Origin of the sequence: Devosia sp., assembly GCF_035944845.1 — a bacterium.
Classification (GTDB): domain Bacteria; phylum Pseudomonadota; class Alphaproteobacteria; order Rhizobiales; family Devosiaceae; genus Devosia_A.
The window spans coordinates 24,176-36,535 of the sequence record NZ_DASZAW010000091.1; the positions used below are offsets into that span (position 1 = coordinate 24,176).

10 protein-coding genes are annotated in these 12,360 nt (G+C 62.6%); 6 read left to right on the plus strand and 4 right to left on the minus strand.

Annotated features, from left to right (window positions below):
- Positions 1-62 precede the first annotated feature (62 nt).
- From VGV07_RS18080 to VGV07_RS18100, 5 genes are read left to right on the plus strand one after another with little or no spacing between them, the layout of a single operon-like run.
- Positions 63-1,049, plus strand: a complete 987-nt coding sequence (locus tag VGV07_RS18080) for an ABC transporter permease (protein ID WP_326870122.1) — start codon at positions 63-65, stop codon at positions 1,047-1,049.
- Positions 1,050-1,976 carry an ABC transporter permease gene (locus tag VGV07_RS18085; RefSeq protein ID WP_326870123.1) on the plus strand — a complete coding sequence of 309 codons (927 nt, stop codon included), beginning with the start codon at positions 1,050-1,052 and terminating at the stop codon, positions 1,974-1,976.
- Complete coding sequence (gene nikE / locus VGV07_RS18090; RefSeq protein WP_326870124.1) at positions 1,969-3,603, plus strand: ABC transporter ATP-binding protein; 1,635 nt, start codon at positions 1,969-1,971, stop codon at positions 3,601-3,603. Before VGV07_RS18085 ends, nikE begins: the two co-directional genes overlap by 8 nt.
- Positions 3,600-4,682 (plus strand): sugar phosphate isomerase/epimerase, encoded by a 1,083-nt coding sequence (locus VGV07_RS18095; protein ID WP_326870125.1) that lies wholly within the window; start codon positions 3,600-3,602, stop codon positions 4,680-4,682. Before nikE ends, VGV07_RS18095 begins: the two co-directional genes overlap by 4 nt.
- Positions 4,683-4,689: 7 nt before the next feature.
- On the plus strand, positions 4,690-5,475 hold the full coding sequence (locus VGV07_RS18100; RefSeq protein ID WP_326870126.1) for a PIG-L deacetylase family protein: 786 nt from the start codon (positions 4,690-4,692) through the stop codon (positions 5,473-5,475).
- Positions 5,476-5,726: 251 nt separating this feature from the next.
- Here the strand turns inward: VGV07_RS18100 and VGV07_RS18105 are convergent, their stop codons facing one another.
- From VGV07_RS18105 to VGV07_RS18120, 4 genes are all read right to left on the minus strand, one after another.
- The gene (locus VGV07_RS18105) at positions 5,727-7,112 is read right to left on the minus strand and encodes an MFS transporter (RefSeq protein WP_326870127.1); all 1,386 of its coding nucleotides are present in this window, start codon (positions 7,110-7,112) and stop codon (positions 5,727-5,729) included.
- A 49-nt stretch (positions 7,113-7,161) separates the two neighbouring features.
- Positions 7,162-8,283: a ring-opening amidohydrolase gene (locus VGV07_RS18110; RefSeq protein WP_326870128.1), complete on the minus strand. Its 1,122-nt coding sequence runs from the start codon at positions 8,281-8,283 to the stop codon at positions 7,162-7,164.
- Between the two features lie 70 nt (positions 8,284-8,353).
- Positions 8,354-9,682 (minus strand): hypothetical protein, encoded by a 1,329-nt coding sequence (locus VGV07_RS18115; protein ID WP_326870129.1) that lies wholly within the window; start codon positions 9,680-9,682, stop codon positions 8,354-8,356.
- Positions 9,679-10,449 (minus strand): aspartate/glutamate racemase family protein, encoded by a 771-nt coding sequence (locus VGV07_RS18120; protein WP_326870130.1) that lies wholly within the window; start codon positions 10,447-10,449, stop codon positions 9,679-9,681. Before VGV07_RS18120 ends, VGV07_RS18115 begins: the two co-directional genes overlap by 4 nt.
- 341 nt (positions 10,450-10,790) lie before the next feature.
- On the opposite strand from VGV07_RS18120, the gene VGV07_RS18125 reads away from it, so the two are divergent.
- Positions 10,791-12,356 carry an ABC transporter substrate-binding protein gene (locus VGV07_RS18125; RefSeq protein ID WP_326870131.1) on the plus strand — a complete coding sequence of 522 codons (1,566 nt, stop codon included), beginning with the start codon at positions 10,791-10,793 and terminating at the stop codon, positions 12,354-12,356.
- The last annotated feature ends 4 nt before the right edge of the window (positions 12,357-12,360 follow it).

The following is a 12,360-nucleotide window of genomic DNA, read 5'->3' on the forward strand; positions in this document are numbered from 1 at the left end:
CGCAAGACACCCGGAGCTCCCGCCGTGCGCGGCGGGGGCATCCTTCCCCCGGAGGCTCGTCGATGTACTACATTGCAAAGCGACTGGCGTTCTATGTGCTGGCAGCATTCGTCGCCATCACTGTCAACTTCTTCCTGCCGCGGCTGACCCCGGGCGACCCCGCGTCGACCATTGTCGCTACCTATTCGACGTCACTCAACGCCGAGTCCCTGGCTGCGCTGAAGGCCGCCTATGGGCTCACCGACGAGCCGTTGCTGCAGCAATACGTCGCCTATCTTGGCAATGTGCTGCGCGGCGATTTCGGCCGCTCCCTCTCCAATTTCCCTGCGCCGGTGATGGCGGTGATCGGAGCCGGATTCGGTTGGTCGATCCTGCTTGGCCTCACCTCGGTGCTGCTCAGTTTCGTGCTCGGCTGCACCCTCGGCGCCATTGCCGCCTGGCGCCGTGGCGGGCTGTTCGACCGGCTGGCGCCACCGGTGCTGCTCTTCCTCGGCTCATTCCCATACTTCTTCCTCGCGCTGCTGCTGTTCTACATTTTCTGCTTCAAGCTCGGCTGGTTCCCGATGGGCAACGCCTATTCGAGCGTCAACCCACCAGCGTTGAATCTATCGGGCATCGGCGACATCCTGTTCCACCTGATCGCGCCGGTTTTCACCATCGTCCTGGTCTCGCTCGGGCCGTGGACCCTCAACATGCGCAACGCCATGATCGGAGTGCTGAGCGAGGACTACCTGACACTCGCCGAAGCCAAGGGGCTGACGCCGCGCCGGGTGCTCATGTCGCACGCCGTGCGTACGGCGCTGCTCCCCAACGTCACGGCGCTCGGCGCCGCGGTGGGAGGAGTGTTTTCTGGCCAACTGCTGACCGAGATTGTCTTCACCTATCCCGGGCTCGGCTACTCGCTAATGCGGGCCGTGAGTGCCGTCGATTATCCGTTGATGCAGGCGCTGTTCCTCATCATCACCCTGTCCGTGCTGGCGGCGAACTTCCTCGTCGACACGCTCTACGTGCTGCTTGATCCGCGCGTGCGGACCGGTGGGGAGGCATAGATGTCCCTTGGCGAAACCTTCGGCGCCAAGGCGCGCCGCCAGCTTTTCGGCTCGATCCCGGTAGCGGTAGGGCTCTTCACTCTGGGCACACTTGTCGTGCTCTCTGCGCTGGCGCAGTGGATCGCCCCGTACAACCCGAAACGGGCGACGGGCGGCATCAACGAGTTCCCCTCGCTGGCCCATATTTTCGGCACCACGGGCCAGGGGCAGGATGTGTTCAGCCAGTTCCTCTTTGGTGGACAGAACACGCTGTGGGTGGCCTTCACCATCGCAGTGCTGACGACACTGCTGGCACTGATCGTTGCACTCACCGCCGCCTACTTCCGCGGCTGGGTAGATGACGTGCTGACGCTGATCACCAACGTCTTTCTCGTCATTCCCGGCCTACCGCTCGTCGTGGTGCTCGCTGCGTTCCTGCCGCCAGGGCCGCTAACCATGATCATGGTGCTCACCGTCACCGGCTGGGCCTTCGGAGCGCGATTGTTCCGCTCGCAGGCGCTCAGCCTTCGGGAGCGCGAGTTCATCGCTGCCGCCGAGGATGTCGGCGAGAGTCGCTGGCGCATCGTCGCGATCGAACTCCTCCCCAATATGGGCTCGGTAGTCGCCGCCTACTTCGTCAACCAGGTCATCTTCGCCATCACGGCGCAGGCGTCGCTCGAGTTTCTTGGGCTCGGTGATGGAGGCCAGATCACCTGGGGCTCGATGTTGTACTGGGCCCAGAACAGTTCGGCGCTGATACGAGGCGCTTGGTGGACCTTCGTCGTCCCTGGCATGGCCATCGCCCTCACAGCCTTCTCGCTGGCGCTGATCAACAACGCCGTCGACGAGATCGGCAACCCTAGGCTGCGCGCCGACCGCCTGCTGCGCCGCGCTGGTTTCAAGAAGCCGAGCGCCTCGCTGATGACCCCGGTGAAGCGGGATGCTTGATCTCCCAGCGCTCGATATCGTCAACCTCTCGGTTGGTTACGCTGGCGAGAACGGTATTATCTCGGCCGTCGACGGCGTGTCCCTCGGTATCGCGCATGGCGAGTTCATGGGGCTCGCCGGCGAATCCGGCTGCGGCAAATCGACGATCGCACAGTCGATCCTCAGGCTGCTGCGCGCGCCTGGCATCATAACCGGCGGTGAAATCCGCATCGCGGGTAACGACATGCTGTCGTCTGACGAGGGTGCGGTGCGGGCGCTGCGCTGGCGAACCGCATCGATCGTGTTGCAGAACTCGCTTACCTCGCTCAATCCGGTGAAGCGGATCGACTGGCAGCTACGCGAGGTGATCAACCGCGGTGGCGCCTCCATTCGTCGCACCCCGGCCGAACTGCTGCAGATGGTCGATATCGACCCAAGGCGGCTCTCGGCATTTCCGCATGAACTCTCGGGCGGACAGCGGCAGCGCGTGGTGATTGCAATGGCGCTGGCGCTCGAGCCCAAGTTGATCATCCTCGACGAGCCGACGACGGCCCTCGACGTGATCGTGCAGCAGGAAATCTTCGTCACGGTAAAAGCACTGCAGCGGAAGATGGGCTTTGCCGTGCTGCTGATCACCCACGATCTACCGTTGCTGTTCGAAGTGGCAGACCGCATCGCAGTGATGAAGGACGGTAAGATCGTCGAAACCGCGCCGGTGGCAGAATTCCAGCGCTACCAATCGCATCCCTATTCGCGCACGCTGCTCACTGCGACGCCGAAGGTCGACTTCTCTGTGCCTGCTGTGGCACGGCCGAAGTCCGTCGCGCACCCCGTGCTGGAGACAGCGCACCTCACCAAGGCTTACGGAACCAACCCACTCACTGGCCGATCGGCGCTGGTCGCCGTAAACGACGTGTCGTTCCGCCTCGCGCCGCGCGAGATCGTGGCACTGGTCGGCGCATCGGGAAGCGGCAAGTCAACGTTCGGCCGAATTGTCACCGGACTGACGCGCGCCAGTTCCGGTGATGTGCTCGTCGATGGCCGCACGCCGGTGCCAGTCTCGCGCCGCCGCCGCAACCAGCCCCGCGCCGCGCAGATGGTATTCCAGGACGTCTATGGTTCGCTCAACCCACTCCACACCATTGGCCATCACCTTCGTCGCGCCGTGATCTCTGCCCCTGGCGGCTATAGGTCAGACGTCGAAGGGCGGGTGGCGGCATTGCTAAGGGAGGTTGGCCTCACGCCCGCCGCCAGTTATCTCGATCGCCGGCCGCACGAGTTGTCCGGAGGCCAGCGGCAGCGCGTAGGTCTCGCCCGTGCGCTCGCGGCTTCGCCGAAGCTTCTGGTGGCTGATGAGCCGGTATCGATGCTCGACGTGTCGATCCGCCGCGACATCCTCAACTTGATCGCCCGGCTGCGCGACGAGCAGGGCGTCGCGGTACTCTACATTACCCACGACGTGGTCAGCGCTGGCTACATCGCCGACCGTATCGCCGTGATGCATCGCGGCCAAATAGTTGAGGAGGGGCTGGCCAAAGCCGTCCTCGCCAACCCGCAGCACGAATACACGCGCGAACTTATCGCCGCCGTTCCCGGCGGCCTTGGGCTCGATCCCGCCCACAGGGCTCGACAGGCACCGATATCATGACCATCACGCAAGTCCCCGAAATCCGCGTCGGCATCGACGGGCGGAAGTTCCCGCGTGCCGCCGAACTCGGCCCGATCAAGCTGATAGAGCGCTGCGCCGAGCTCGGCCATGCCGGTGTGTTCTTCCGGACCGTGCTCGACGTATCGCCGACTCTCGACACGGGCTTTCTTGCCGCGGTGAAGCGGCGGGCAGATGAGCTTGGGCTTTACCTTGAAATGGGGCTGGGAAAGATCAACCCGTACAACACCCCTGAGGCGCCGGAAGTCCGCGAGGTCGGCAACGGCGACTACCTGCTCGGCATGACCCGAATGATCGAGGCGACCACCGCCATCGGCTGTACGGCGCTGTGGGGCGATACTGCGAACTACCAGCGACACGGCTGGGGCCTGCACGCCATCGACCGCTATCGCACCGATGTCGAGTGGGAAGACCAGCTCGACGCGACGCGCAAGTTCCTCTTGAAGCTGAAGCCGGTGCTCAGGGATCGCGGCGCGGTCATTGCGGTCGAGACGCACGAAGAGATCACCACAGCGGAGATCGTCCGGCTGGTCGAGCAGGTCGGCGACGACGCGCTAGGCGTTACGCTCGATCTCGCCAACGTGGTGGTTCGTGGCGAGAATCCGGTCGCCGCGACCCGCCGCGTCGCGCCATATGTGAAGAAGACCCACATGCGTGACATTGTGCTATTCGCCCGCCCGCTCGGGCTGGAGCGGCAAACGCGCGCCTGCGGCGATGGGGTGATCGACTGGCTGGCGGTGCTCGGTGCGCTGTTCGCGGCCGGCAGCTTCCCCAACTTCACCATCGAGAACGTCTGGGGTTCCGACAAGAACCAGATCCCATTGTTCGATCCCGACTGGCAGGCCCGCCAGCCGGATGCGGACATGAGCGAGGTGCTGGAGCTGATCCGCCTGTCGCGGGTGTTCGAGGACGGCGTTGTCGCTGGCGCCATGATCGCGCCCGACGACTACTTCTCCCCCAATCCCACCCTCGACCAGCTCGAAGGATTCGTGTCGCGCAGTGCTGCGACTCTTACGGCCGCCGCCGATGCCCTGCGTGCGGCCCATACTGCAAAGGAGTAATGTCTACATGTCCTACCCACTCAAAGTGCTGGTCGTGAAAGCGCATCCCGACGAAGCGGAAATGTATGCGGGTGGTACGACACGCCGGCTCGCCGACCGCGGCGTTGCCGTAAAGTACCTCTCACTCACCAATGGCGATGCCGGTCACTACAAAATGGAACGTGAGCCGTTGAAGCGCCGCCGTGCTCGCGAAGCCTACGCTGCCGCGCGGCATCTTGGCGTGGTTGACTATGAAATCCTCGACATCCACGATGGCGAACTGATGCCGGACCTTGCGGTCCGTACAGCGGTGATCTCCTCAATCCGTCGCTGGCAGGCCGACATCGTCATCACCTTCCATGACGATTGCCCAGGTCACCTCGACAACCGCGCAGCCGGCCGCGCCGTGCGCGACGCTTCGGACTTTTGCACCAACGGCAACATATGTCCTGAGGTACCGCCGCTGGCTCAGGCTCCGATCTGCCTGAAGATGATCGACTACGGCGCACTGAACGTCCACAAGCACGACATCGTCATTGATGTCGGCACGTCGATCGAAGCAAAGCTCAGGGCCTGCGCCGCCCACGCAACGCAGTTCTTCGAGTTCACCCCGCACGAGCGCGGCGTCATCAGCGAGGCGCCGCAGACGGGCGACTGGCCGGCTGAGCGTGCCTTCATCCTGAAGTATTGGCCGGAATTCATGTACTCGTTGCCGGCGATGAGCGGCGGCTTCGAATTCGCCGAGAGTTTCGAACTCGCCGACTACGGGCGCAGGACCAGTGCCGAAGAGGTGCTGAAATTGTTCGCTCTGTAACCCACACACGCGCGCGGTTAGGCCTTGCCGCCGCGCGCTTGTGCTAGGTACAAAATGGGCCGCCGTTGCACGGGCTCGATCCCAAGCGCCTCGAGTGCCTTGGCTCGGTTGAGCCCGCACGTCGGTGACGCGTTCGAACGCGTCACGCCCTCCCATGGCGCGCGTGACTAAACACGGTCCCCAACTGGAAGCCAGCGTCTGGATGCCGTGGCCGTTCGCGACAGGCGCAGGCTTGACCACGGTCTCCTGCGCTAGCGGCTCTTTACTGAGGGAGGTATCCCCCTCATCTGAATGGCAGAGACCAGTGTCACAATTGCAAGCAGGCCAAAGCTCAGCTGGAAGTCGATAAGATCCAGGTTTGGGTCGCCCCGGATCGACTGAAACGCGCTGAGGCTTATGCTACCGAACACGACGCCCAAGAGGATGGTGATCTGCATTAGCATCGTCGACAGTGTCGACGCTGCGCTGCGTTGATCGGGCTTGATATCGATGAACGCGAGCACGTTTAGTGCGGTATATTGCATCGATCGCGTTGCGCCACCAAGCACCATGAGAGTTATTACGAGGGGGACCGGCGTATCTGCGCTCAGCAGGATGCACAGGCCGATGGCGATGGCGCTCAGGATACCGTTCGCGACCATGACGTGGCGAAAGCCGAGCCGTTCAAGCACGGGCGTCGTGATCACCCGGACACCGAGATTGCCGCCGAAATAAGCGACCATCAGGCTACCGGCCTGGAAGGCATTGAGTCCGAATCCAAGCTGAAAGAGCAGCGGCAGCAGGAACGGCGTTGTGTTGAGCGCGATCCGGTAGTAGCTGCCTGCCAACAAATTAGAGAGCGCAAAGGTGCGGACACTGAGGATCGACAAATCCAGCAGCGGGTGCTTGGCGCGTCGGATGCAAAACGTGGCGAGAGCGCACAGGGAAGCGCCCGCCGCGATGTGGATAATGGAGAAAACAAAGTTGGCACCATGGTGCACCAGCCCGTCGAGTCCAGCCAAGAGGACGCCTAGACCCAGCGACGACAGTAGCAGGCTGCGCCAGTCCAAAGGTATTTTGATGCGGTAGCCGTCATCGGGGATCAGATAGGCGGTGAGCGCAAAGCAGAGGAGGCCCACTGGGATGTTGATGAGGAACGTCCAGCGCCACGAGATATAGGTGGTGATGAGGCCGCCAATCGTTGGCCCAAGTACCGGCGCGAACAGTGCCGGCCAGCTGAGCAGCGACAGCGCGCGCACCAGTTCGCTTCGCTTTGCGAGTCGCAGTACGATGACTTGTCCCACCGGGACCATGAAGGCCCCACCAGCCCCCTGAACGATCCGCGCGGCGACGAATTGGGGCAGGTCCACCGATAGGCCGCAGAGCAGCGAGCCGATTGTAAAAACGACAATAGCGACGAGGAAGACGCTGCGCGCCCCGATCCGGTCGGCTAACCAGCCGGCGGCGGGGATCAGGATCGCGACGGTTAGCATATAGGCGGTGATTCCCGCGCCCATGGTGAGCGGGGTGACGCCGAAGGACAGCGCCATAGCGGGAATGGCGGTGACGATGATAGTGGCGTCGAGCATCTGCATGAACAGGGCGCCTGCCACGATCAACGCCACGATCATGACCCGCGGCTCGGGTTTCGACGACACAGTCATTTCCGTTTTTGATGCAATTGGCTACAGCCGTCGTGAGTGGAGGTCAGCTGACGTCCACGATTGCTGCCACGGTGCCACCGCCGGCGGGCCCCTGATGGGTCGCAGAGCCGGAAATCCACACCAGGTTGTCTTGCAGGATCGCGGAGAACATGCCCCCGAGTGCTGCTTTCACCTGGTTCCCGTATTCCGGGTTTTCCGCGATCTGGCGACGCCCTCGCAGGCGGTCTTCAACAGGCATGCTGAATTTCACATAGACCGCGACAACCCGAACTCGGTGCTCCGGTGATAGTGGACCCGGTCCAACATCCAGTCCCGCCCGCCGCAGCGCCCGATGGAGTGCCTCCACATCGAGCGTGTCGACCATGGCGGCATGCCCCACCCTCAACCGCCCACTGGCGCCCGCCCGATTGCCAAAGGCCATCAACTGGGTTTGCGGCCCGGCCCCCCCGACCGGCTCCCATTCGTTAGCCGACACCGCGACCTTGGCAGACCACAAGTCGAGCCGCTTACTCACCTCTTCGGCCAGCGGCATCTGCATTCCATCGGCGGCGACCGCCACCCCCAGGCCGGCAGCCCCGCTCGCCTTGCGGAACAGTGCCCCATCATCGAGGTCGGGGATTCGGTGGCCGGCGGCGCGAGCGTCCGCGAAATCCTGCTTCGAGGGATAGTAGGCCTTGCCGACGACGTACTCGACCGCTCGCGGGTCAATCCCAGCGTTGGCCGCCGCCCTGCGGACAGCATCGGCGTTGACTTCGACAATCCTGGTGGTCGTCATCCATTCTGGACGGATCAGGTCGGACCGCGCCACGCCCATCGCCAGCCGGGAGGCGCTATCGGACGATGGGGCCGCGAGGGCACGTGCGTACACCACAATGTGCGGCGTCAAAATGCCGATGCCGCCTGTCGTGAACACCATGGGAAGCTGGTCGATGATGCCCGCGGGGCGAGAGCCGTAGTCGAGCAGGAAGCGGCGGATCGCCTGATCGGCGTCGAGGCGGCTCGTCTCGCCGGCCCGCCAACCCTCGGTCTTGCCGGTCACAGCGATCACATCGTCAGCGTGCAGTCGACCTTCCGCCATGAGCCGTTTCAAGCCTGCCACATCACTCGTGTGGTCCAGTGGCAGCCGAAAGGCGTCGATGGCCGGCACCAATTCGTTCTGTGTCATGTGGTCCCTTCACTAAGTCGATCTGGGTCCCACTGTGGGACCGGCTTGATGCGTTGCCCGCATCTGAAAGCTAGCCAGCAACGCGCTTCACTACGGCAAAGACTTCGTCGGGCGTAGCCCAGCGCGGATAGGCAGGATGGGCCGCCAGCTTGGCCTCGAGGATGGTCACGGCCTCGGCGACCTGCTTGTCCGTCAAGGTCAGGCCAAGCGACCGGGCGACCGAGGCCACCACCTGGCTATTGCCCTGCTGCGAAAAGACCCAGTGGAACTCGGCGCCGATGAGTTCGGGGCTGTAGCTGCCCCCCATGTTGGCGAAGTCGGCGGGAGCGCGGCCGTCGAGTATCTTGTCGATGTCGGGCGGCCCCTCGCGTAGAAACTGGTGACTTCCAACCACGGGCTTCAACGGGGGCACCGGGAAGCGCATGACTCGCGCCAATTCGTCGGAGGCCCATTTCAAGCGGTCGAGCCGAATGCCGGTGTCGACGCCGTATAGTACGTCGAGTGCCACCACGACCTCCTCGAGCGCCGCAAAGCCCGAGCGATAGGAGACGCCGTTGAGCGCGACATCGGGCGAAGCGCCCGCCAGCACCGCGGCGATGGTTCCGGCCGTGTCCATGCCAAAATCGTCGTGGGTATGCATGGTTAGCGGCGTTGGTCGGTTAAGCCGGCTGCGGAACGTCCTGACATAGTGGGTCATTGCCTGCGGCGATAGCGCGCTAGTCGAGTCCATCAGGTCGAAGCGACGAACGCCATTATCGACCGCGGTGTTGCAGAGCGCCATGAACTCATCAAAGTTGCGCCGCCCACAATTGGCGATTGTAGCATTCCACTCCATGCCAGCGGCCTTGATATACTCGTTCATGACGGCCATTTCGTCGGCCTGGCGCTTGCGGGCGTCGTCGTTCGGCGCCTGCAGCAGACCGGGGTTGAGCAGCTTGATGCCCGCCTCGGCGAACATGTCGACCGTTTGCTTCATAAGCGGCATCGGCGTCTCACCATTGCCTAACAGCGTATCGGTGAAGACGTTGACCTTGAACTTCACCTTGGCCCTCGCGATGGTCATCGCAGCCGCCAATTCCTGCGGGTCGGGCTCGCCATCGCGCCACCAAACGTTCAGGCTCTCTTCTTCGATGCCAAGTTCCTCTAGGATATGGCAAATCTCCAGCAGTTCAGCCTCGCTGGGGCGAACGCCAACAGTGTAGATGACCTTGCGAATGGTGCTGTCGATCAGCCCTAGCGGAGTAGGAATTTCGTAACCGGACGTCACCTCCGGCACGAAATTGAACTCGCTGACGAAGTGTCGTCCCTCGGCGAATGCCTGGCCTCGGCCCCAATCCCCAAGGGGGCGCGGTGAGTTCGTTGTGGTCATGTCGAAAAGTCTCCCTATCCGGCCGCTCAATTGGCAGCACCGTTCTGAAGCAGTCTGGTCAAAGCAGGTGAAAGCCCCACCACCGGTGGGCCAGCCATCGGGGGTGTCGCTGCAACCCTGGCCGCTCCGGTTATCCGCGCCGCGTCGTGCAGCGTCACGCGGTGAGCATCTATCACCGGTAGATTGATGCGTTGAGCCAACTCGTCGAGCATCGGAATCAGCCCGGTGCCACCAACGACTACTCGCGAGGCGCCGAGGTTCCTTGCAGCTTTCTCAATGAGCGGGCCGCTGACTTCTGGAGCGCGAGTTGACGCATCGAGGACGATGATCCCCGCCAGCCGGTGGGCCAGACCGCGGCGCAGGGCGAGTTCGGCGAGCATGTCGCGCCAAGCGTCGCCGATCGTTGCGATGGCAAAGGTGCCGGGTTCGGCAGCGGCCGCAATCAGTCCGCCGTCCGCAAAGCCGAACACAGGCGTCGAAGTCATTTCCTTAAGTGCATCCAGCCCGGGGTCGCCAAAACACGCGACAATCACCGCGTCAGGCCGTAGTCCCGACGCGAGCGCCGATGCAAAGGCGTCGAGGACCCCATGTGCTGCGATGGCTACCGCAGCGCGCGATGAGATGTAGCGAGCGCCGAAGGTCGCCGTGACCGCGGTTATCGCGGCGTGACTGCCGATCTCTGCGACGGCAAGTCTCCGGATCGTCTCGGTAATGTCATCCGAGGTGTTGGGATTGATAAGGAGGAGGTGCGGCTTTGCCATGGTCGAGATTCCGTTTTGCGGCCGCTTGATGACCACGTCTTATGATGCATGGCAACGGATTGCATACAAGATTTTTGTGCGTTGCATGCAAAATGTGTGGGCGGGCGCGTAAACAAGAGCAACCCGAGGGACAGGCTAACAGTCTGAAACTGTGTATTTATTGCCAAGGCACGTCAGGTAGAGGACTACACAAGGGAACCGTAAGGCGATGCAAACGGGGTGCATGGCATTGACGGACACCTATATATGTGTTCGATTGAACTAAGGTATGTATACGAAACACCGTTGCGTACCGTGAGTTCAGATGCTGCGGCCGGACGGATGTCCGTGGGCCTGCCGCGGAGAACGGAAACACTGCGCATTGGAGGAGCACGGAAATGCACTACGCCTATCGCCCATTCTCAAAACTTCGATTCACCGGAACTGCAGGTGCCGTAGCGCTTTGTGCGCTACTCGCAGCTGGCGCCGTCGAGGCCGCCGATCGTGCCAATACGGTGATCTATGCCGACGCCGGGTCAGTAAACACGCTCGACCCGATTGCCTCGGACTATTACCAGACCAACGACCTGACCAGCCGGATGTACAGCCCGTTGGTTACCTACGACATCGACCTCAACGTGGTTGGTGAGTTGGCTAGTGAGTATGCGGTTGCGCCGGACGCGCAGTCGATCGCCATCACCCTGCGCGACGGTGCGAAATTCCACGACGGGAAGCCTGTCACGTCCGCGGACGTCGCCTACACTCTCGACCGTATCAAGCGCTTGGCCACTGGCGTTGCCAGCTATGTCGATGTCTACGGCAGCACCGAGATAACCGACGACACGCACCTGACAATCAAGCTGACTAAGCCGTCCTCGCTATTCCTCACGTCGCTGAGCCGGATTTACATCATCAACTCGTCTCTCGCGCAGGCAAATGCCGGCAGCGATGACGCCCAGGCCTGGCTCGCTGCAAATGACGCGGGGAGCGGCCCCTACAAGCTTATTTCGGTGGTTGGCAACGATATTACAGTCGATTGGGCCGACACATACTGGGGTGAGCAGGGCGCCCGTCCGGCATCCTTCGTGTTCCGGCGGATCGACGAGAGCGCGCCCAAGCGCGACGAGCTCAAGGTCGGCAATATCGATATCGGCCGGAATATCGTGCAGCGCGACCTTGACGTTCTTGCCAACGAACCAGGCGTGACGGTGGCCTATGGTCCCGCGCCATCGGTCAACGGCATCTACTTCAACACGGCCGCCGGCCCCACCGCTGACCCGAAGGTGCGCGAGGCGATCCGCCTTGTATATGACTACGAGGGTGGCCTTCAGGGCATCCATCGTGGAAAGGGCAGCCTTCCTGCGGGGCCGTTGCCTGGAACGCTGGCTTGCCGGCCCGATTTCTCGGTGGTCAAGCGGGATGTCGAGCGGGCGAAAGCCTTGCTCGCGGAGGCCGGTCAGTCGGCTCTGACTCTTACGCTGCGCTTCCAGCCGGCGTTCGAAGATCAGGTGCAGGAAGCCACTCTGCTGCAGTCGAACCTCAAGGACATCGGCGTAACGCTCAACCTCGAGCCGATCGCCTTCCCGAACTACCTGCAGTTGCTGCAGGATCCCGTCACCATCCCCCAGATGATGCTTATGTCGGAGAACGCTTGGTTCCCCGATCCTGGCGTATTCCTAGCCAAGACGTACATTTCGGACGCGGGTAGTTCGAACCGCGCAGGCTACAACAATCCCGAGATCGACACTCTGCTGAACAAGGCGCTGGTGAGCGGCGATGCGAACGAGCGCTGCGAGATCTACAAGCAGGCGCAGTTGATCATCGAGAAAGACTCCCCATTCATGCCGCTCTATTGGGGTGTCTCCTACGCTGCCTATCGTTCCGACCGACTGGCCGATCCGCTTGCAGGTGTGGTGAACGGCCACTTCAAGCCGATCGAGGTCCCGCTGCTGACCAAGGGCTGATCGG